The following is a 21,681-nucleotide window of genomic DNA, read 5'->3' as shown; positions in this document are numbered from 1 at the left end:
TTGTTGAGGTCTCGCTTTCGCGAAAGCGTAATTAATATCATCTACTGTGAATTACTGTTAATGCTCTGAAACCTACCGTTACTCGTTTATGTATTGAAATTCATGATTCTTTAGAACATTTTTGTTTCATAAAAAATCATAAAAGGTAATTATAATGCAAATGATGGAATTGATAGCAGTAAGTTTGAAACAGGAATTTACTTTGTTGCTATTAAAAACAGCAATCAGTGGCAATCTTTAAAATTTATAAAACAATAAAGATGTTTCTAAATACGCTTTCGCGAAAGCGAGATTCATCAAGTCATACATACAACTTCATAGTAGTCAGAAAGTAAAATCATCTTATAACCGTGTGATACTAATCTATACTTACATAACTTAGCGCAGTAATACAGCAGTTTTAGGGGACTGATGTATTAAAAAAAATCGAGGCACATACATCTGTCTCGATTTTTTGTTTAAGAAATTCATGTTAATGTTATACAAAACAAAATTGCAAGTCGTAAATTTGTAACATGAGCGAGGATAAAAAACCAGATTACGTAGTATATGATGAAGAGACAGGCACTTATAACGCCGCACTTCTTCCCTATTCTAGCGGTGTTGCCGCTCCTAAAATTACTACTCCTGATATTACATCATGGAAACAGACTAACATTAATAAAGTCAACCATGAGATCAAATCCCAATTTGACCAACTTAAAGAGCAGTACGATGCCATGGTTAAAAAATTTGAAGATAACCAGTTGGTCTATGGAGCAAAATTCTCTTTTGAACCTATAGTAGGTGAAATCTATCATCTATATAAAGGACGTAAAGATGGACAGCCATTCTTATCTGTCATAGAACCAGCAGAATGTTCTTGGGATTTTATAGGCACCTACCGCCTTACTTCAGAGAAATTGTGGGAAGAAATAAACGCTTAATTTCTATCACGCACTTTCTATACTTTTTATAGAAAAACGAAATAATTAATTAAATAATTGATTTTCAATTACTTATTAATTATTTACGTATTATTCAACTAAAAAATTAGTTTAAACTAAACAGTTAGTTTAATTTTGAACTAAGAACTTAGTTACATATGAAAACACTCACTACTGCCGAAGAAGAAATAATGCAGCACCTATGGTCGCTTAAAGAAGCAAACGTAGCAAGCATTATAGAAAAAATGAAATCTCCTAAACCTGCTTACAATACCGTTTCTACCATAATTAGAATTTTAGAAAACAAAGGTTTTGTGGATTATCGCAAAGAAGGTCGTGGACATATCTATTTTCCTAAAGTAAATAAAGAAGCCTACACAGCTGCCACTGCTGGTAAACTAGCTAGTAATTATTTTAAAGGTTCTTTTAAAAATATGGTTTCATTTTTTATGGAACAAGAAGACCTAAGCGTACAAGACCTAGAAGAGATATTAAATGATATTAATAAGAAGAAATCATGATACAACATATCTTACACAGCTCCATACTTGCCATATTATTTTATGGTGTTTATCATCTATTTCTAAGAAAAGAAACGTTTTTCCAGTGGAACAGAGCTTATTTACTAGCTATTCCTTTGCTTAGTTTAACGATTCCGTTTTTGGGCGCGCCTTTTTCTATAGACATGACTCCAGTAGTAATAGATGAGGTGGCACCACTCGCATCGCTAGATATAGAGAATATATCTATGATAAGTGAACAACCTATTATCACAAAGACATCAACACCTATTGATTATAAAATGATCGCCGTGATTATTTATAGTATCGGTACATTTATCAGTCTTCTATTTTTTCTATATAATGTGGCCAGCATAAAAGAGATGATTAGGAAAGGAACTACTCATTTCAAAGATGGAATATGGATTACTAAAACCTCTCAAAAACTTACTGCTTTTTCATTCTTCAAGAATATAGTAATAGATGAAAATCTAGATTCTAAAAAGGTAGATGACATAGTAGCTCACGAAATTATCCATGTAAAACAATTACATTCTTGGGATTTAATGGCTTATGAGGTGTATAAAATCCTTTTCTGGTTCCACCCTATTTGTTATATCGCACAAAAAGAATTAAAACAAGTCCATGAATACATCGTGGATCATGTACTAACTAAAAATCAAGAACCTATAACCTATCAAGAGTCTTTATTGAATACTGTTTTTGGCGCAGAACAGTTTTCACTAGCCAGCTCTTATTTCAATAAATCACTTTTAAAAAACCGAATCCTTATGTTACAAAAAAAGAAAAGTACCACAAAAGCTTTATTAAAACTAGCTTACTTACTTCCTATAGTATTGGGTAGTTTGATTTTTACAGCTTGCACACAAGACGTGGAAGAGTTGAAATCACAAAATGGGATAAATATAGAATCTAATGATGAAAAATTAGCATTCTTGCCTCGTTTATCAACCTTTAAATATGGCGCCAAGGATTTTTATAAAGGAATAACCCAAGACGAAATAATTTTTTTAAAGTCATTTAAAGATAAAATGGCGACTTCTTCAAAGGAGAACAGACCAGAAATATTTGAAGGAATGGATTTGAAACGTTATTTAAAAATTTCTAAAAAGTTAAGCGAGAACGGAGAAACATTAGTTGTAGACGATACAGATAATAGATTTCACATTCTAAAGATAACAGAATCTCCAGATTCAGAACCTAGTTATACTGGTGGTCCAGAAGCGTGGAATTCTAATGCATCTGATACTATAGTTCAAGGTTTTCTTGATGGAATAGGAAAGGATAATGTATCTGACCTTACAAATGAAGAATACAGTAAATTATGTTCGATCATATTAAAAGCAGTGACCACTTCATCAGATTACATAAAAGAAATAATAGAAATAGAAGAAGTTTTTCCAGTTTCTGATGAAATTGATCCTGATGCCGAGGTTATTTATCAAGACGTTCCATTTGCCATGTTAGAAGAAGTAGCTCATTTTGAAGACTGTATAGGAACTCAAACCGAGATTAAAAAATGTACTCAAGATAAAATCACCCAGTTTGTAAGCAAAAACTTTAATACAGAGATTGCACAAGACTTACCAGGACTCCATAAAATTGCGGTTCAATTCAAAATCGATAAAAATGGAAATGTTGTTGATGTGAAGTCTAAAGCTAAAAATAATCAACTTCAAAATGAGGCTGTCCGTGTAATTAACAAACTACCAAAAATGATTCCTGGTAAACAAAAAGGTAAAGAGGTTGGTGTTATTTATGCACTACCTATTATTTTTGAAATAAACGAATAAACGGTACTTATTCCGCTTTTTTAAAAACGAAACAAACACAATCAAAGCGATTCTTTACTAAAAAGAATCGCTTTTTTATTTTGACAACTAAAAACATCAACAATTTAAATAACTGAATACTAGAATGATAAAAAACGCATATTTAATATGTATTTTACACAACAATTGAAAGCGATGATCACTAAGGTGTTCTGTAATAGATTTTCTTTTGCTATTCTTTTTTATTCTTTGATTAGCTAACTAGGTACTGGTTGTTACTTATTTACAGCAAGGTATTTTAGCTTTTATTTGTTTGTGATGGAAATTTAAAAAAAGTGAAGTTTTGGCTGGTGATTTATCGAGTTTACATAGTGAAGTGGTGTTGGTTTTTATTCCGCTTTCGCGAAAGCGGAACCCTTATCCTGCTTTTTACATTACATAAACTTTTTCTTTTTACTTTTAAAAAAGCCTGGCAGCTGATTGTAATCTAAGAAGTATTGCACCTTTAAGGATATGGTGTGGTTAATAGGCTGATCAAATAGGGTATTAAAACTGTTGTTAAAGTTTTCCATAGCTTGTGCATCTCTATTAAATAACTGATTTCTATACAGTGCGGTGATGAAACTGCCTGGGGCAAACTGCCAGGAATAACTGAGGTCAAAATTCCACGTACTGAAGTTGATATTAGGATCACTAGGTAATGTGCTAGCAGTTTCCTGTGGTGCGATCCAGACGACCGTTTTCTTTAAGAGAAAACAAGTTATTGTCATATTCTACAATACCCCAATAGTGTCTCAAGGTAAGCGATAGCGTGTGGTAGGGATTAAAATTATAGCTGGCGTTAAGTATTTGCTCTATTTCTATACGATCCCTATCGCCAAAGATGACTTCTTCTCCTACCTGGGTGACGTAGCCTCTATTTGCTTTATAATACTCTCTATCTATAAAATAACTGAGTACAAATTTATCATTAAAACGCATGCGAGGTCCTAAACCCAGCCAGTAATTCATGTACTTTCTATCTTTTTCTAGAAAACCTTCTATCCCACCATAGGCACTTATAGCTAGTTTTTTATTATCGTTAGAATTGAACCAAAGGGTGGTATTTACTAAGTTTTTAGTAATAAAAAAACTTCCTTCTTTTCTAGGTTCAAAGTAATCGTATTGTTTACCTGGTGAGAGGTTTAAATTAAATCCATAATTGTTAAGGCTGGTTGTGGTGCCATTTATGTTACCTCCTATTTTTAAACCGGTAAAGGTGCCAGGACTAGCTAGTCTAGTGTAATCTAAATAGCTACCCATATAGATATTATTCCACTTCCCTTTTGGTTTAAAGGTCCTGTAGTCTACATTTATTCCAAAATCGTTAAAATTGTTTCTAAACTGAAGTCCGAGGTCGTTAATGTCATACTTAGTGTCTGCAAAGCTATGGTCAAAGTTATAACGCCAGTTACCGCTTATAGTTCTCGCTCTGAAAAAAGAGCTGTAACCTGACTGTGTTCCAGTTTCTAGATTTAAGTGACTCATTTTTACCTGACTTTGTATGTTATAGGTATTTGATTTATTTACAATATCTGCAAAGAGTGCGGTAACGTTTGCGTCTCTAAAACCACCGTTACGTGTGGTGTTGGTATTTATGATACCGGCGCTAGAGTTTTTATTGAATTGCTGGTCTACGACTATAATATTATAGTTAGTAAGCGGCTCTATAAGTTCCTTACTGCGTGTTCCAGTGATGGTGTTTTCTATGGTGGCATAGGTCTTATCTGTAATGCTATTAAAGAGTCCGATACCTAGTCCGTTTTTAGTTCTACCAGATACTTTTAAGGCATTGAGTACTTTTACGGTTTCTGGATAGTCTATGATAACTTCTGTACTACTGGTGCTAGGAAATGTAGATGGTGCGCTACCGACACGTCTAGAGAAAAAGAGATTTGCTTTACTGAAAAGGTCGACACCTTCTGTAAAGAACTGTCGTTGCTCTGAAAAGGTTTGCTCAAAAGGTCCTAAGTTAAGAGAGACGTCATCAAATCCTGCCTGACTGTAGTCTGGAATAAGAGTCGCGTCTAGGGTAAAGTTTTCAGTTATACCGTATTTAACGTCTAGTCCTGCGTTAAAATCGGTCTGTGTCTTGCTGTTAAAACTGCTGCTTACTCCAGAGATAAATGGGTAAAAAGCAAGTCTAACTGGTGGTTTTAAGTTTTTGAGCCCTTTTAACTCGCCGTGGTAGAGTCCTATATTTCCTTTAGTGGGGTCCAGCTCGTTCCATGTGTATTGTGAGTTGTTTCTTCTAAAGCTGCGATGAAATTGTATGCCCCAGGTCTCTACATTTTTATTATCAAATCTCAGGCATCGATATGGAATTTTCATTTCTAGAGACCAGCCGTCTTCATTGATCTGTACGGCACTGCTCCACACCGCATTCCAGCCGAAGTCTTCTCCTATACTAGGGTTTGCTATCGCATCTGCTTGTGTGCCAGATGCAAATACAAAGAACTCGGTGTCGTTTTGTGCATCGTTATTAGGATTTACTACAAAGCCAAAAAAGTCTGATTGTGCAAAGTTGTCTCTGCTAGAGAATTGTTTTGCGATTTTTGAAGGGTCGTCATACAAATATGCTGCTACATAAATGGCGGTGTCGTCATAGGCCATTTTTACAATGGTCTTGTTATGCAAAGAATCTGGCACGCCCATGGTAGGTTTAAACTGTATGAAGTCCTTGGCTTCTTGTGCGTATTTCCAAATATCTTCGTTTAATTTTCCATCTATTTTAATAGGTGCAGCAGTTTTCTCTATCTGAAGGTTTTTCTTCGCTTGAGCAAAGGTAAGTGTAGTAAAAAGCAACAGTAAAAAGATAGAAAATATATTTTTCATTATATGATTAGATTAGTTTTTTAAGGACTTGAGGTTTTCATCAATGTTACAGTTGCATAGCGCTTTCAATAATTAAAAGCTGATAATAACGGTAAAACACTAGTAATAGTAGTGCTATTTTGATGGGTATAAAATAGTCATAGTAGTAAACGTTAAAAGCGTAACAAAATGAATTCTAATACTCTATTAATATTCTTTATTTGTAAAAATTATTTCTTATACAGATAAAAGAATGATAAGCGCTCCCATTACAGATAATGAATCAAAGAGACAAGAGGCAGTAGAAAAATACCGACTGTTAGATACTATGCCTGAAGATAGTTATGATAATATCACTTCTATAATTGCTAGTGTCTGCGATGCTCCCATATCTTTAATTACTCTAGTAGATAAAACAAGAAATTTTATAAAATCTGGTCACGGAGTGAATATTACAGAATCGCAAAGAGACATCTCTTTTTGCGGTCACGCTATAGCTAGTGACGATGATATTATGATCGTACACGACTCCCGAGAAGATATACGTTTCAAGGATAGTCCATTATTAACTGATTTTAACGCCGTTTTCTATGCTGGCGTACCTCTAGTAGATAATAATGGATACAAATTAGGTTCACTATGTGTTTATGATAATAAACCTAGAACACTAACTACCGACCAGATTAAAGCTTTAAAGGCTATGGGAAAACAGGTGATGCATCTATTTGAAGAACGTTATAAGACATTTACACTTCTTGCCATGCAGGAAGAGCTAAAAGAGCGTAATGAAGAATTAAAGGATTTTGCAGGGATAGTATCTCATGACTTAAAAGCGCCGTTATCTAATATTATAATGATAACTAAGCTTTTAAAAGAAACTGAGAAAAACCTATCACAACAGTCCATGGATTACCTAGGTTATCTAAGAGATAGTTCTAATAGTATGAGTCGTTACATAGATGGTATTTTACAATTTTACAGGAGTAGCGAGCTGGTTACCGAAGAATATGATAGCGTTAGTTATATCGATACTATTGAAGATGTGATCGCAATGACTGTAAAAGATGAACATATCAAGGTAAATTATATACCGGTATGCGACACTACTATATTAACTCATGAGGTTGCTTTAAAGCAGATCCTAATGAATTTAATGACTAACGCGATTAAGTATAATGATAAAGAAAAGACTATAATAAATATTAACCTAGTAGAAAATAAGGAAGAATATGTTATTACGGTAAAAGATAACGGTACTGGTATTGCCCCAGAGAATTTGAAATCTATTTTTAAGCTGTTTTACATCGCAACGCAAGAAGATCGTAATGGTAAACAAGGTACAGGAATAGGACTTGCTACAGTGGCCCGATTAGTAGAACATATGCAAGGTAAAATTACAGTCGCCTCTCAACTAGGACAGTGGACAGAGTTTAAACTTACCTTACCTAAAAAAGCAACAGTGCAGACTATCTAGCACAACTTTAAATTTAATAAAACCCTTATCGCTTATGAGATATAAAGCAATAAGGGTTTTTTAGTTATAGCAGCAATAGAATTAGACCTTAGTCCCATCTTCTCTATACTCTACATCCATGTTTTTTCCTTTTTGTTTAAATTCTATATCATAGAACTCACCTTTTGTAGCGCTCATTACATGCTCTGCCTCTTGTATGGTTCTATCAGGAAATTCTTTTTCTATCGCTTCTTGTATTGCTTTAGGAATTTCTTTATCCTTAATAGAGTTTTCTGTTTCTCTCCAAGTACCGTCTGCATGAAAATCTGCACGATATTTCTCTCCATCTTTTTTAAAATGAGCTTCCCAATAGCCATGGTCGTCTAGTTCAAAATCTGGATCTTTTTCACCAGGATATTTAAATTCAAATGCATCTGATACTACTTGAGGTACCTCTTTTGAAGACCTGGTCTGACAACTAGCGGTAATTGATATAAATAATAAAGTAAATAATACAACTGTATTTTTCATGAAAATCTGTTTTAGATAAATTTAAACAGAGAAATATAAATTTCTACTTAATACTGTATTAATATGTGTTAGGAGATGTTAAAATGATAATAAACAACTTACCAACTTATAGGCCTATAATCCTTTAAAAATTTACCACACCAGTGTTTACCTGTATTAATTCCATCAAATAATGGATCCATCACACGCGCCGCACCATCTACTATATCTAGCGGTGGCTGGAAATCATGAACTTCTTGTTTCTTTTTAGACAGTTGTACAGGGTCCTCATCAGTTACCCAGCCAGTATCTACCGCATTCATGTAAATACCATCTTTAGCAAGTGTGCCAGCAGCGGTATGGGTTAACATGTTAAGAGCAGCTTTGGCCATATTAGTATGTGGATGTCGGTCTTCTTTATGGAACGTATGAAACTTCCCTTCCATCGCACTTACGTTAATGATGTGTTTTTTTCCAGTATGATCCTTCTTCATAATTTCAGAAAGACGGTTACAGAGTACAAACGGCGCTACAGAATTTACCAGCTGTACCTCTATCATTTCGGTAGTTTCTATCTCGCCCAGTTTTAAGCGCCAGCTATTGGTTTTTCTAAGATCCACTTGTTGTAAATCTGCATCGAGTTCTCCTTCAGGAAAAACCTCTTGAGTTACTAGTGCTTTATCAAAACTATAAGGTATTTGAGATAATTTTGCACTGGCTCTTAAACCTATACCAGGTTCTGGACCGTGCCAGGTTACCGGCATATTTTTATTAGGTGACGCACCAGGAGTTAATTCTTGTAACTCGTGTAAGCATTTGTAATGATCTGTGAGGGTTTCCTGTGCAAAAAGAGGTAACTGCTCAAAGGTTAATTCTTCATTAGGCATTAAATGCGCATAAAATCCAGAAGGTCTTCTTACGGTTTGTGCAGCATTATTGATAAGAATATCCAGACGGTCATATTTTTGCTCTATGTAGTTACAAAAGATCTCTACGCTAGGTATGTGCCTCAGGTCCAGACCATGAATATGTAAATTATGTCCCCATTCTTTAAAATCTTCTTCTTTAGAAAAACGTAAGGCACTATCGTGTGGAAAACGAGTAGTCGCAACCACCGTTGCACCACCACGCAATAACATTAAGGTAATGTGGTAACCTATTTTAAGTCTAGAACCGGTAATAATGGCTACTTGTCCTTTTACATCGGCATTTTGAAAACGTTTTGCATAATTAAAATCACCGCAATCGGTGCACATCTGGTCATAGAAATGATGTAGTTTTGTAAACATGGTTTTACACACGTAGCAGTTACGTGGTGATTCTAGCTCACCGGTTTCCTTTTGAGATAAGTCTGCTGCGGCTAGTAATTTAGGTGCTGTAAATATGGCATCTTCTCTCGCACTTCTTATTCCTGTTTCTTTACGAGCATGTTTATCTCGTTCTATTTGCTTTCTTTTGGCAGCTTTTTTTGCATCTTTTTTACCGCGCTTGTATTCTTCTCGAGATGGTCTGGATAATTTACCTGCGGCTTTTAGTAACGCAACACGCTGCTCTTCTGGTAGCTCAAATACACGTTTAGGATCTTCAATTAACTTATTAAGTGTTTGAATACAAGCTTCTATTTCTTGTATAGAAGTGTTTTCATTTTCTTGAATTTTATCCCTATTCATAGTGCTTTTTTCTAGGTGCAAATTTAATGGTTATCACAAGAATATGAAGCGCTATTTATTAAGATAATATAGAGAATGGTTGTGGAGGTTCCGCTTTCGCGAAAGCGAAAACAAAATCAATTTAAATAGACCAGTTAAGTTCTTTACTTTACTTACAGAACTAAGTACGTTTACCTGTTCTTAGGAAAGGGCTTCAAGTCATCTTTATCTCTATTTCTACTGTTGATAAAGTATACTCCAGTAATCATAATAGCGGCAGCAATCAAGGATCGTGTGGTTACTTCTTCGTCCAGGAAATACCACCCTAATAATAGGGCTACCACAGGGTTTATATAAGAAGAAGTCGCAACTTTTTCTGTAGAGATATTCTTTAAAAGGAAATTAAATGCTGTAAATGCCGCTATACTACCGAATATAATCAAACAGCCTAAAGCGATATAGGTAGGTTCTTGCCAGGTGACGGGAGAAGACCATGACTCTTTAAAGGTAAAACTAGCGAGAGCGAGTATAACACTAGCCATTATCATTTGATACCCAGTCGAGACAAAGAAATTAGTAGGTACGTCAGCTTTGGCAACAAATAAGCTACCTGCACTCCAGCTTAAAATACAGCTGATAATCATGACTATACCAGTGATTGCTCCTTCTTGGGTAGTTATTTCATTTTGACTAACTAAGATGTACATACCTACTAGTCCTAGAATGACACCTATAACAGATTTTAATTGCAATGCCTTGCGCTGCACGAGACGCATGAGCAACAGAATAAATAAGGGTTGTAATGCAGCTATAAGTGCTGCAAAACCAGTGTCTACATATTTTAATGCCCATACAAAGACACCGTTCCCATAACTAAGAAAAAGAAAACCTGCTAGTGTACAGTTAAAAAATTGTTTTTTAGTAATGCTAAGACTGTAACCTAGTAATTTTGCTATTATAAAAATAAGGATGCCAGCAAGCGAAAATCGGATACTGGCAAGCATAAATGGTGGCAACTCGGTCACCGCCATTTTATTCCATAAATAGGTAGATCCCCAAAATACATAAGTGGAGAAAAAAGCAAGACCTATTAAAGCGGTTTTTCTATTCATATAAACAAAGCTATGTTAATAATCTTTATAGAAAGGTAGGTATCTATTAATATTATTAAAAAAGAGCATAAAAAAAACCCATCTAAATTAGATGGGTTTTGTAAGAAATTTAAAGAATCGAATTAGTCGATTACTCTAACATTAACGGCGTTTAAACCTTTTTTTCCTTCTTTAAGTTCAAATTCAACTTTGTCACCTTCACGGATCTCGTCGATTAAACCTGTTACGTGTGCAAAATGTTCCTGACCTGATCCTTCTTCTGTGATAAATCCAAATCCTTTTGCGTCATTGAAAAATTTTACTGTACCTGTACTCATTTGTAATAATTTAAATTAATAATACTTCTTATTTGATTTCAAAAGCTGTGCCACAAGAGTATTCACCATGGAAAAGCTCGTTACAATCAGACAATAGAATAAAAAACTAAATAAGAAATCTCACTAATCTTTATGACTACATGTTCTAATCATGATGCAAAAATAATGTTTTTAATTAATGTAAAGCAATAAAAACATGAAATAGATTTAAAATTAGTGAAATAATCGATAAACAACTCAACACCAAAGGTTTATTTAAAATAAAAATTATACTAAACGTGTAAAAAAAAATAGCCCTATCGTTAGGGATATGGCTATTTCTTAAAGTCTAAATTTTAAAATCTTAAGCTTGTTGTTCTTCGTCTTTTTTAGACTTGCGGTATAAGTACGTTTCAAAGATATTACGCTTTGCAAATCTGTAACGGTTGTCTGCATTTATAAGTTTTTTGAAGATTTTTACATCTACTCCAAAATATTCATAAGTACTACCATCTGTAAAAACTACTTCTAGCACACGTCCTTTGTGATCAAAGTCTTTTATACCGGTGTTAGTTATGGTTTCTTTATATTCTGCTAGATTAGCTTCCTTAGTTTCTGGAGCTATACTAACAAGAAAGTGGTAACCATCTATAATGGTTCTACTCATTACCTCTGCCTCTTCTTTCTTATCATCACCTTCCTGAAATTTATCAGGGTGCCATTCTTTAACTAGGTTACGGTAACTTTTTTTAAGTGCTTTAAGTTCAATGTCCTTTTCTACGTTGAACATTTTCTTATACTGATTAATACGCTTCATGTGCTCCTCTTTTTTAAGGCGGCGCAAAAATACATCTTTAATCTAGATGGAAAACATTAAAAATTAGAATTCTACAATTCCTTTTCTGGTAAAGTAGGCAGTTGTTGATTTTTAGTAGGCTTAACGACAAATGGTGTGAACCAGTCCCAGGTAATTCCTATTTTAAAACGAGCAAAATTATCCAAAAAACGGTAGTTATAATCGTCACGACCTATAGAAAACTGCACTAGAATACCTAAGTCGCTATCCCATGGGTATAAAATACCGCTAGTTTCTGATCTATAAGGAACACTAGAGGGATGTGAACCTATGGTATAATTTAATTGCTGACTTAAAGTATACCTCATCTTTTTAAGATGAGAAGTATATTCATAACCTATTTCTAACTGGTGACGGCCTAAAATATCTATATCTTCAGGATTATAACCTCCAAAATTTGCAAAACCTAAAAATTTATCGTGATACAATTGATACGTGGCTGTAATAGAATGAATTTTTTGAGGAATATTATCTACGTTAAAAGTATTGAGGCGGTAGTTAAAACTTAATCTTGTTAGGTTAGTTGAAAAATTACCTCCACTTCTATTCAATAATTCTGCGAGGTCGGTATCATCTGTAAAGCTGTTGTATAATGCTATACTTTCTTCAGAACTGTCTTCAAACTCTGTACTAAAAGCGCTACCTGCTTGTCCATTACTATAATGGCCAGACTCTAGGGCTACGGTAAGAAAATTATCATGATTTGTTTTTATGATTTTTTGCCATCCCAATAATACCTTATAACTAGGTGTTTTAACTGGTTTAGACTCTTGGTTATAAATTCTAAATTGAGGCTGAAAAGATAAATAGACCGCATCACCATTTGTTATTGTATCTTTATTAAGCGCTTTTCTTAAATCATTATAAAGACTGTAGTATACCACAGGTCTAGCCTCCAACAAAATATCTTCATATTCATTATTACCTAAACCTACAGACAAATCTGGTCTTATAGCGATAGGATAGTATTCTTTAAAACCACTAATCGCGTCCTGCTGGCCATAAGAAGTGAAATAAATAAGGCATAAAGCAAGTAGTAATATTTTATTCATAATTCTGTTTTTTGAGTTTAAAAAATTAAAGCGTCAAATTTAGTATATGAAATAAGCTTATTGCTGCCTTTTAAAATGCTATTAACATTAATTTCAACAAATAACTGAATAAATTTCTCAGCTATCAAAACACATTTTTATCAAAAAAAAGAATCTTTTACTTACTTAAACAAGAACTATTTTTTTGCTAGTTTGCGCAATGCCACCCATTGCTTAAGCATTTCTCTAGAGTCTACCGCTGGGTATCCTAATACGGTCTGTCCTGCTTTTACATCGTTCATTACACCACTACCAGCACCTATAGTTGCACCAGACTCAATAACCGTATGGTCTTTAATACTGGCACTACCGCCTATAATAACACCATCACCTAGTGTTACAGAACCTGCTAGACCACTGTGACCAGCCATAATGCAAGATCTACCCAATATACAATTGTGTGCTATTTGAACTAGATTATCGATTTTACAACCATCACCAACTATGGTAGAATTAAACTTTGCACGATCCACACAAGAATTTGCACCTATCTCTACTCCATTTCCTATTATCACATTACCTATGTGTGGTATTTTAACCAGTCCACGACCATCGTCTGCAGGGCGGTAACCAAAACCGTCTGCTCCTATACTCACATTAGTATGAAAAATACACTGCGCTCCTATTTGAGATCGCTCTCTTATAACCGTACCAGACCAGACTACTGTCTTTGGACCTATCGTGGTGTCATCAAAAATACTAACGTTATGGTACAGCACCACTCCATCTCCTAGAACCACATTTTTACCTACGTAACAATGCGCCCCTATCTTAACACCTTTACCTATAGTTGCGGTATCGTCAACTACAGCTGTTGCATGAATATCTGTATTAAAAGCAGGTGTTTCTGGTTGAAAAGCTTCTAGTAATCTCGCCATAGCAAGATCTGCATTTTTAACTTTGATAAAAGCACGATTATCACCAGGTTGAAGATCTATAGTATCATTTATAATAGCTACGGACGCGTTAGAGGCTGCCCAGAATTTTGCATATTTCCTATTACCTATAAAAGTAAGATCGCTATTTGAGGCATTTCTTATCTCGTTAACACCTGTTATAGAATAAGTTGTATTACCTACTTGTTCTCCTTTAAGGATCTCGTTTATTTGTTTTACAGTAAATGAATGCATAAAATAGTTAGTTGTTGAGTTGTAAATCTAAGTATTTATAAAACAAATGAAGCAGTGTGTAAAAACAAGTCAAAAAAAAAGACCGTACAAAACGGTCTTTTAAACTTAAATTTTTTTAGAATATCTTAATTCTTCAAAGACTGCATGTCTATAACAAAACGATATTTAACATCATTATTTTGAACTCTCTCAAAGGCAGTGTTGATTTCATTCATATCTATCATCTCTACATCGGACACTATGTTGTGCTCTGCACAAAAATCTAACATCTCTTGTGTTTCTTTAATACCTCCTATTAAAGAACCTGCTAAATTTTTTCTTCTCAAAATAAGGTTTGCACCATGTACATTTTCTAGAGGTTCTATTGCGCCTACTAGACACATCGTACGATCTCTTTTCAATAAAGCTAGGTAAGGATTTACGTCATGACCTACAGGAATAGTGTTAAGAATAAAGTCAAAGGAATTTGCGTGAGCACTCATCTGGTCTGCATCTTTTGAAATAATGACCTCATCTACACCTAGACGTCTCGCGTCTGCCGCTTTACTCTCGCTAGTGGTAATCATAATGGTTTTTGCACCCATGGAAACTGCAAATTTAATTCCCATGTGTCCTAAACCACCTAAACCTATAATTCCTACCTTATCACCTTCTTTTACATTCCAATGTTTTAATGGCGAGTATGTGGTAATACCTGCACAAAGTAATGGAGCTACTGCTTTTATATCCAGTTTTTCTGATACCGATAGAACAAATTCTTCTCTCACGACTATAGTTGTCGAGTAACCACCTAAAGTATGTCCTCCTATAAATTTATCTTTACTATTATATGTACTGGTAGAACCATTTTCACACCACATCTCCATATCTTCTTCACAAGCGCTACAAGTCTGGCAAGAATCTACCATACAACCTACACCGACTAGATCACCTATTTTATACTTAGAAACTTCATTACCTACTTGAGTAACCCTACCTATAATCTCATGACCTGGTACGATAGGGTATTTTGCGTTTCCCCAATCGTTTTGTTTAGCATGAATATCACTGTGACAGACACCGGTATAAAGTATATCGATTTTTACATCATTCTCGTTAAGATCACGACGTTTAATAGTGATTTCTTTAAAATCAGCCTCTTTGCTTTCTGCTCCGTATGCTTTTACTTCTTGCATTTATTATATTTTAAATCCCTCCTTATCGGTACAGGTATTATGATTATTATTTAGTTTTGCAAAACTAGCTAGAAATACACTTTAAATGGGTTAATAACGCGTTAAAGCAATGGTTTTTTTTATTATTAATATTTGTGAAAATTCCGCTTTCGCGAAAGCGGAACACATCTAACTACATTCTTCTACTGTATCTTTACCTTCTTAAAATAAATTATGTTGCATATAGTTCTCATAGAGCCAGAAATTCATACCAACACTGGTAATATAGGTCGTTTAAGTCTTGCCACAGGTTCTCATTTACACCTGGTAAAACCGTTAGGATTTGAATTAAGCGATTCTAGATTAAAAAGAGCAGGACTGGATTACTGGCAACATATAGAGTTAAGCATCTATGAAAATGCCGATGAATTTTTTGAAAAGAACAAAGATCGATCTATGGCGTTTTTGAGCAGCCACGGTACAAGGGACTATACCGAGATTCCTTTTAAAGATGAAATGATGATAATATTCGGGAAAGAGTCTAAAGGTTTATCGAGTGATATTACCGATAGATTTAAAGATCATTTATACAAAATACCTCAATACAGCGAGCATATACGCAGTATTAACCTAGCAAATGCAGTAGCTGTAATTACTTATGAAGGATTGCGCCAGTTGAGATGAATAAAAAACCCAACCATTTCTAGTTGGGTTAAATTTAAAAATGGGCAAGCGTCTATTGTTTAGATTCCATTTGCGCTTCCCTTCTCATTTCTTCTCCTGCTACTATTCCTATCTCTACTCTTCTGTTCTGCGCTCTACCTTCGGCGGTTTCATTAGTTGTTTTAGGAGACTCCTCACCGCTGTAAGTCATTGCTATTCTATCGCTAGCAATACCGTGTGTGGCTAGATAATCTCTAACACTCGCAGCTCTTTTTCTAGACAACTCTAGGTTGTAATCTTCGGCACCCTGGCTATCTGTATGACCTGCAACCAGCACCTCTGTACCGGGATACCTGTTCATGACATCTAATAATTTATTAAGAGTAGTCTGTGAGTTTTCATTAAGCAGCGATTGATTAGTAGCAAATTTTACTCCACTACCTTCGTCAAAGGTTACTACTATTCCTTCTCCTACTCTTTCTACATCTGCACCAGGTAGGCTAGCTTCTATTTCTTTGGCTTGCTTATCCATATTGCGACCTATTAAGTTACCAGCGATACCGCCTATGGCAGCACCTACTACAGCACCTTCAGTCTGGTTATCGCCATCGCCTACATTATTTCCTATAATTAAACCTAGAATAGTACCACCTGCAGCACCTATTACTGTACCTTTTTGCTGACTATTGCTATTTTTAACTGCACCACAACTTACTAATAAAGCCGCTGCAATTATTATTGTGATTATATTTGATTTCATAATTTTAGTTTTAATAATTGTTTTTAATGAAAATTGAATTCAACAAATAAATTATATAAATCCTACCTAAATAGTTAACAGTTTACTAATTATTGAATCTTTAATATATTGTATATCAGTTTTCTAATCGGTTATCGTTAGAATATTCCTACAATTTTATCAGATAAATATTTAGCTTTTAAATAGTTAACAATGATTATTATTAAAAGCGATGAAGTTCTCTAGATTTATAATTGTTAAAATAGGTACGAGGTTCTTATGAGACCTATATATTTGTGTAATGCAGTCTTTAATAATACGTCTACGCTCCTTTTTCAATACCATTACAGGAAGTATTGCTTTCTATCCTACATTTTATGCGATAATAGCTATCCTATTTGCAATAATAATGAAGGTTGCTGAAGGGTATGGAATTTCTAAAAGCTTACAAGAATCCTTACCCATTATCGTTATCAACGACATCGATACGGCGCGTAATATTTTAACCACATTAATAGCAGGTGGGATTTCCATGCTCGTTTTTTCCTTTTCTATGGTGATGTTACTTTTAAGTCAAGCAGCAGCAAATTATTCTCCTAGAGTGCTCCCTAACTTAATTTCTAATAAAAGACATCAATATATTTTAGGCTCATTTCTAGCAACCATACTCTACAATATTATCACTATAATAGGTATAGAACCTACTGGAGATAATTATCAACTACCAGGATTTTCAGTTTTATTAGGAATATTTAGTACCATAGTGGCTCTTGCAGCATTTGTTTATTTTATCCACAGTATTTCTACCAGCATACAGATCAATACTATTCTAGAAAATATATATAATAAGTCTAGTAAAAGACTGCAGGTTCTTATAAAACAACAAACGATACAAGATCAATTTCCTGAGACTAATCAATGGTACACGTATTTTACTAATAGAAGTGGTACGATACAAAACATAAGCGTAGAAGGCTTAAAAAAATCATGTGAGACCTGTAAAACTAGATTTGAAATGCTTATAACTAAAGGTAAATACATTCTAGAAGGAGAAGCTCTTTTTAAATCTGAAGTAGAATTAAATAACAGACAACAAACAGAAGTTTATAAAAATTTTAATTATTCCGAATCTGAATTAGTAAGCGATAACTATACCCTAGGTTTTAAACAAATTACAGAAATAGGTATTAAAGCCATGTCACCAGGTATCAATGATCCAGGTACAGCTATAGACACCATAGATTACCTAACTGATCTTGTACGTTTAAGAATGCTTAAGAAAGATCACAATATTGTACTTAATGAAGATAAAGAGGTGCTTATAAAATTAAACACCACAAAATTTGAAGATCTTATCTATGATATATTTGCCTCCTATCGCAAGTACTGTAAAGAAGACCTATCAGTAATGAGTAAATTATTGCAATTATTCTCTCTTTGCATGGGTAGAGAAGCCTGTCAACAGTCTTATTATACTGCACTATATTTACAAGCAAAATTACTAGTTCACGATGCACAAGAATCTATTTCAAACTCGCATGATATTGATCGATTAAAGGCACAATTTGAATCCATAGAAACTCAATACCATCAATTATCTAGTAATTGATTTATTAAGTAAGTATCCATTTAAAGCCTTATCCATGTCTGGGTTCTATAAAAAATAGCTATGTAACCTCGTACGTTTAAAAGGTTAGGATTATCCTCATCCAGCCATATTTTACAGGTATAGGTTTTACCATTTTCTGGATCAAGAATATCGCCATCTTTGTAAACGTTTCCTTTTTTTTCAAGACCTTGTATAATTTCTAATCCTAGAATCGGAGCATCTTTCTGCTCTCCATCACAATTAATACATAGTGCGTTCTTAGGTGCATTCTTGTCTAGTATTTTAGCTATTTTACCATAGATCTTTCCATCTCTTTCATAGATTTCTACATGCGCTTTTACCACACCAGATTCATCGTCTATGGTTTTCCAAGTGCCGGTAACAGGTTGTGCATGTGCTTTTGCAAAAGCGAGAACACAAAGAACTATAAAAACTAAATATTTCATTTTATGAGAATTAAAAAGCCCATGTAAATTACACAGGCTTTGATTTATTAATAAGTCGTAAATAGATTATTTACCTAACATACCGTCTTTAAGATCATCATCTGCAGGGTCTTCACCTAACCAGATACCGAATAATCCTTTCTTAAACTTTAATCCAGCGATGGTACCTAATTTCTTACCATTTTTAGAAACCTTAGTTCCTGTTCCAGGAGCATAAGCTATTTCAAAATGATCACCTTTTACGATGGCTTCACTAAAAAGACCGATAAATTCATTGATTTGAGATTTAATCGCAGCTCTTTCCTTATCTGTACAGCTATCCTCAAAACCATCTTCTACAGCGCTTTTCATTTTACTTTGTGTCACTTTACTATCGGTAATGTCTAATGTAATTGCCATAGGCTGATCTGCGTTTACAAGAGCAGATCCATTGCTACTCTTTTTTACAGTGTATAAAGCACCCACATAAAGCTCAAACCATAGTTTCTGTCTCACACCAGCTCCATTTAAAGATAATTCCTGACCAGATACAGTTAGGTTTTTTTCTATAGAAACCCCTTCAATAGTTTGTTGTGCAGTTGCAGTGTATGTTCCTAGAAGAGCCATAACTGCTAAAAGTAATTTTTTCATTTTTAAATATTTTTAGTTTTTAAATATACTACACAGATTTCAAATTTCGTGCCTTTAATGATCTAAGTGATGCATTTAATTCAAATCCTAGCAATAAAAGATTAGAATTGAGCCATATATAGACCATGAGAATAAGCAACGCTCCTATAGATCCATAGATCTCGTTATAAGAAGAAAAATTATCTATATAAATACCGTATAAATAGGAAAATATGATAATTAAAAATGTGGTTACCAGTGCGCCTATAGATAAAAAACTACTAGTCCTTCCATCCTTTGTACCGGTGTAATAAAGCGTACATATAAACATGAATAACATAATTATCAAGGTTACATACCTTAACAATTTGAGCCATATTTCCATAGAATCTTGTGTCATGAAATCTCTACTGCGCAATTCTGATATCCAGTATTCTACTACACCAGCTAGTACAACACCTAGAAAAAGAAAAATAACTAACATAATAGAAACGGCTATGGCGACTGCATACTGTCTAAAAAAACCACGATTTAACTCTGAATGAAAACTGCGCTCAAAACCATTAAAAATAGCATTAACACCGTTTGCCATTAAGAATAAAGAGGTTAAAAATGCTACGGTAAGTAAACCGCTATTCTCTTGTAATGCGATTTCTTTAAAAATATTATCAAATGCACCTGCTGCTTGTGCTGGTAATAAATCGTTTACAAAGAGTAATACTTCTTCTTGAAAATTATCTATTTCTATAAAAGGAATTAAATTAAGTATAAATAGAATGAAAGGAAACAACGCCATGAAAAAACTATAAGAAATAGCACTCGCACGGGCAGAAAATGCTCCTTTAACAATGCCTAAGTAGTAGGTCTCGCATAAATCCCAGGCGGTCATCCCTTCAAATCCAGGAAGTTGCCACTTATCAATTAATGCCACTACCCACGATACTACAGGTATGCGGTCTATTATCTTTTTTAATTTACTCATGCACCGCTTTAAGACTTAAATCTAGATTATACACACTATGAGTAAGCGCACCACTAGAAATAAAATCTACACCACATTCTGCATATTTTCTTGCAGTATCTTGTGTTATACCACCACTACTTTCTGTAAGACATTGATCGCCTATCAACGCTACTGCTTTTCTGGTATCTTCATAATTAAAATTATCTATAAGAATTCGGTAGACTCCATCATTAGTAAGGATTTCTTTAATCTCTTCTAGATCTCTAGCCTCTACTATAATTTTAAGATCGCGATTTGTATCTTTTAGATATTGTTTTGTTTTCTGTATAGCTTTTGAAACACCGCCAGCAAAATCGATGTGGTTGTCCTTGAGCATTATCACGTCGTATAATCCATATCTGTGATTAACGCCGCCACCTATTACTACTGCCCATTTTTCTAGAATACGTATTCCAGGTGTGGTTTTACGAGTGTCTAGAATCTTTGTGCCTGTACCTTCTAATAGATCTACAAATAATTTAGTTTTTGTAGCAATCGCACTCATGCGCTGCATGGCATTTAGCGCCAGACGTTCTGCTTTTAAAATAGACTGTGAAGAACCGGTTACATAAAATGCTTCGTCCCCATATTTTACAGGACTACCATCTTCTATTCTAACGTCTATTTGTAAAGTGGGATCTACTTCTTTGAATACCGCTTTCGCGAAAGCGACACCTGCCAGTATCCCGTCGTCCTTAACTAGCAATCTTGCCTTACCTACAGCTGTAGTAGGTATGCAGGATAAACTACTGTGATCTCCATCACCTACATCTTCTCTCAGTGCATTTTGGATAATGCGTTTTATTTCTTCTTGTGCTTCTTTTGAATTGTAGTCCATCCTATTTATTTACATCTCAAAAATAAGTCTTTACTTTATTATGTTAGAATTTTTGAGCCATGCTTTTTATAGTTCACGCAATGAAATGAGCAGTTCACTCATTTAAACTTTATATCAATGCTTAATTGTTAGAAATTACATCAAAATTAAACGGCATGTTAATTGATAATCTGATTTCTCTATAAAACCTAACCTCATGAAAAAGTACTGCAATACATTTCTCGCGTTTTTATTCTTATTCTCTCTTTACACAACTGCACAGCAATCTCCTGTTCTTAAAGTAGGTGATAAAGATATAGGTTTATCTAAATTAGATATAAATGTTAAAGTAACTGGTAACCGAGTGGTAACTACTTTTGATATGTTGTTTTACAATCAATAGCGTCCTAAACGTTTAAAAAGAGAAAGGGAAATTTGTTCCTCAAAGTTACCTTTGTGGTGCAACACAAAA

General features: G+C 34.3%; 23 protein-coding genes. 8 read left to right on the top strand and 15 right to left on the bottom strand.

The window, feature by feature from the left end; genetic code table 11:
- Positions 1–135 precede the first annotated feature (135 nt).
- From Q0838_RS14375 to Q0838_RS06635, 4 genes are all read left to right on the top strand, one after another.
- On the top strand, positions 136–258 hold the full coding sequence (locus tag Q0838_RS14375) for a T9SS type A sorting domain-containing protein (protein ID WP_366942028.1): 123 nt from the start codon (positions 136–138) through the stop codon (positions 256–258).
- A 257-nt stretch (positions 259–515) separates the two neighbouring features.
- The gene (locus Q0838_RS06645; protein WP_298952623.1) at positions 516–926 is read left to right on the top strand and encodes a DUF2452 domain-containing protein; all 411 of its coding nucleotides are present in this window, start codon (positions 516–518) and stop codon (positions 924–926) included.
- A 158-nt stretch (positions 927–1,084) separates the two neighbouring features.
- Positions 1,085–1,447, top strand: coding sequence for a BlaI/MecI/CopY family transcriptional regulator (locus Q0838_RS06640; RefSeq protein ID WP_298952622.1), 363 nt, complete (start codon positions 1,085–1,087; stop codon positions 1,445–1,447).
- Positions 1,444–3,240: a M56 family metallopeptidase gene (locus Q0838_RS06635; RefSeq protein ID WP_298952621.1), complete on the top strand. Its 1,797-nt coding sequence runs from the start codon at positions 1,444–1,446 to the stop codon at positions 3,238–3,240. The genes Q0838_RS06640 and Q0838_RS06635 overlap by 4 nt, the downstream gene beginning before the upstream one ends.
- Positions 3,241–3,653: 413 nt before the next feature.
- Here the strand turns inward: Q0838_RS06635 and Q0838_RS14370 are convergent, their stop codons facing one another.
- Both Q0838_RS14370 and Q0838_RS06630 read right to left on the bottom strand, forming a co-directional pair.
- The gene (locus Q0838_RS14370) at positions 3,654–3,989 is read right to left on the bottom strand and encodes a DUF5916 domain-containing protein (protein WP_366942027.1); all 336 of its coding nucleotides are present in this window, start codon (positions 3,987–3,989) and stop codon (positions 3,654–3,656) included.
- Positions 3,925–6,093, bottom strand: a complete 2,169-nt coding sequence (locus tag Q0838_RS06630) for a DUF5916 domain-containing protein (protein WP_366942026.1) — start codon at positions 6,091–6,093, stop codon at positions 3,925–3,927. The genes Q0838_RS14370 and Q0838_RS06630 overlap by 65 nt, the downstream gene beginning before the upstream one ends.
- A 232-nt stretch (positions 6,094–6,325) precedes the next feature.
- Between Q0838_RS06630 and Q0838_RS06625 the strand changes: the two genes are divergently transcribed.
- Positions 6,326–7,546, top strand: coding sequence for a GAF domain-containing sensor histidine kinase (locus Q0838_RS06625; RefSeq protein WP_298952620.1), 1,221 nt, complete (start codon positions 6,326–6,328; stop codon positions 7,544–7,546).
- Between the two features lie 81 nt (positions 7,547–7,627).
- On the opposite strand, the gene Q0838_RS06620 is transcribed toward Q0838_RS06625, so the two are convergent.
- From Q0838_RS06620 to Q0838_RS06585, 8 genes are all read right to left on the bottom strand, one after another.
- Positions 7,628–8,056 (bottom strand): PepSY-like domain-containing protein, encoded by a 429-nt coding sequence (locus tag Q0838_RS06620; RefSeq protein WP_298952618.1) that lies wholly within the window; start codon positions 8,054–8,056, stop codon positions 7,628–7,630.
- Between the two features lie 98 nt (positions 8,057–8,154).
- Entirely contained in the window at positions 8,155–9,705 is a 1,551-nt protein-coding gene (locus Q0838_RS06615) for an SDR family oxidoreductase (protein ID WP_298952616.1), read from the bottom strand.
- A 170-nt stretch (positions 9,706–9,875) separates the two neighbouring features.
- On the bottom strand, positions 9,876–10,796 hold the full coding sequence (locus Q0838_RS06610; RefSeq protein WP_298952614.1) for an EamA family transporter: 921 nt from the start codon (positions 10,794–10,796) through the stop codon (positions 9,876–9,878).
- A 122-nt stretch (positions 10,797–10,918) separates the two neighbouring features.
- Positions 10,919–11,113: a cold-shock protein gene (locus tag Q0838_RS06605; RefSeq protein ID WP_015363839.1), complete on the bottom strand. Its 195-nt coding sequence runs from the start codon at positions 11,111–11,113 to the stop codon at positions 10,919–10,921.
- A 343-nt stretch (positions 11,114–11,456) separates the two neighbouring features.
- On the bottom strand, positions 11,457–11,909 hold the full coding sequence (locus Q0838_RS06600; RefSeq protein WP_298952607.1) for a KTSC domain-containing protein: 453 nt from the start codon (positions 11,907–11,909) through the stop codon (positions 11,457–11,459).
- 71 nt (positions 11,910–11,980) lie between these two features.
- Positions 11,981–13,000, bottom strand: a complete 1,020-nt coding sequence (locus Q0838_RS06595) for a hypothetical protein (RefSeq protein WP_298952605.1) — start codon at positions 12,998–13,000, stop codon at positions 11,981–11,983.
- Positions 13,001–13,176: 176 nt separating this feature from the next.
- The gene (gene lpxD, locus Q0838_RS06590; protein ID WP_298952603.1) at positions 13,177–14,169 is read right to left on the bottom strand and encodes a UDP-3-O-(3-hydroxymyristoyl)glucosamine N-acyltransferase; all 993 of its coding nucleotides are present in this window, start codon (positions 14,167–14,169) and stop codon (positions 13,177–13,179) included.
- A 125-nt stretch (positions 14,170–14,294) separates the two neighbouring features.
- Complete coding sequence (locus Q0838_RS06585; protein WP_298952601.1) at positions 14,295–15,344, bottom strand: NAD(P)-dependent alcohol dehydrogenase; 1,050 nt, start codon at positions 15,342–15,344, stop codon at positions 14,295–14,297.
- A gap of 210 nt (positions 15,345–15,554) precedes the next feature.
- Here Q0838_RS06585 and Q0838_RS06580 point away from each other — a divergent pair, with 210 nt between their 5' ends.
- Positions 15,555–16,007 (top strand): tRNA (cytidine(34)-2'-O)-methyltransferase, encoded by a 453-nt coding sequence (locus Q0838_RS06580; protein WP_298952733.1) that lies wholly within the window; start codon positions 15,555–15,557, stop codon positions 16,005–16,007.
- A 52-nt stretch (positions 16,008–16,059) separates the two neighbouring features.
- Here Q0838_RS06580 and Q0838_RS06575 read toward each other — a convergent pair whose 3' ends face one another.
- Complete coding sequence (locus tag Q0838_RS06575; RefSeq protein ID WP_298952599.1) at positions 16,060–16,746, bottom strand: OmpA family protein; 687 nt, start codon at positions 16,744–16,746, stop codon at positions 16,060–16,062.
- A gap of 280 nt (positions 16,747–17,026) precedes the next feature.
- On the opposite strand from Q0838_RS06575, the gene Q0838_RS06570 reads away from it, so the two are divergent.
- Entirely contained in the window at positions 17,027–18,334 is a 1,308-nt protein-coding gene (locus Q0838_RS06570) for a DUF2254 domain-containing protein (RefSeq protein WP_298952597.1), read from the top strand.
- A gap of 20 nt (positions 18,335–18,354) precedes the next feature.
- Here Q0838_RS06570 and Q0838_RS06565 read toward each other — a convergent pair whose 3' ends face one another.
- From Q0838_RS06565 to nadC, 4 genes are all read right to left on the bottom strand, one after another.
- Positions 18,355–18,780 carry a DUF2147 domain-containing protein gene (locus Q0838_RS06565; protein ID WP_298952596.1) on the bottom strand — a complete coding sequence of 142 codons (426 nt, stop codon included), beginning with the start codon at positions 18,778–18,780 and terminating at the stop codon, positions 18,355–18,357.
- Positions 18,781–18,846: 66 nt separating this feature from the next.
- Complete coding sequence (locus tag Q0838_RS06560) at positions 18,847–19,410, bottom strand: chalcone isomerase family protein (protein WP_298952594.1); 564 nt, start codon at positions 19,408–19,410, stop codon at positions 18,847–18,849.
- Between the two features lie 28 nt (positions 19,411–19,438).
- Positions 19,439–20,371, bottom strand: a complete 933-nt coding sequence (locus Q0838_RS06555; protein ID WP_298952592.1) for a YihY/virulence factor BrkB family protein — start codon at positions 20,369–20,371, stop codon at positions 19,439–19,441.
- Complete coding sequence (gene nadC, locus Q0838_RS06550) at positions 20,364–21,230, bottom strand: carboxylating nicotinate-nucleotide diphosphorylase (RefSeq protein WP_298952590.1); 867 nt, start codon at positions 21,228–21,230, stop codon at positions 20,364–20,366. The genes Q0838_RS06555 and nadC overlap by 8 nt, the downstream gene beginning before the upstream one ends.
- A gap of 196 nt (positions 21,231–21,426) precedes the next feature.
- Between nadC and Q0838_RS06545 the strand changes: the two genes are divergently transcribed.
- Positions 21,427–21,612 (top strand): hypothetical protein, encoded by a 186-nt coding sequence (locus Q0838_RS06545; RefSeq protein ID WP_298952588.1) that lies wholly within the window; start codon positions 21,427–21,429, stop codon positions 21,610–21,612.
- Positions 21,613–21,681 lie beyond the last annotated feature (69 nt).

Origin of the sequence: uncultured Nonlabens sp. (assembly GCF_947495285.1) — a bacterium.
Taxonomy (GTDB): domain Bacteria; phylum Bacteroidota; class Bacteroidia; order Flavobacteriales; family Flavobacteriaceae; genus Nonlabens.
The sequence above is the reverse complement of the archived record's forward strand: the minus strand, read 5'-3'. Positions and strand labels throughout refer to the sequence as shown.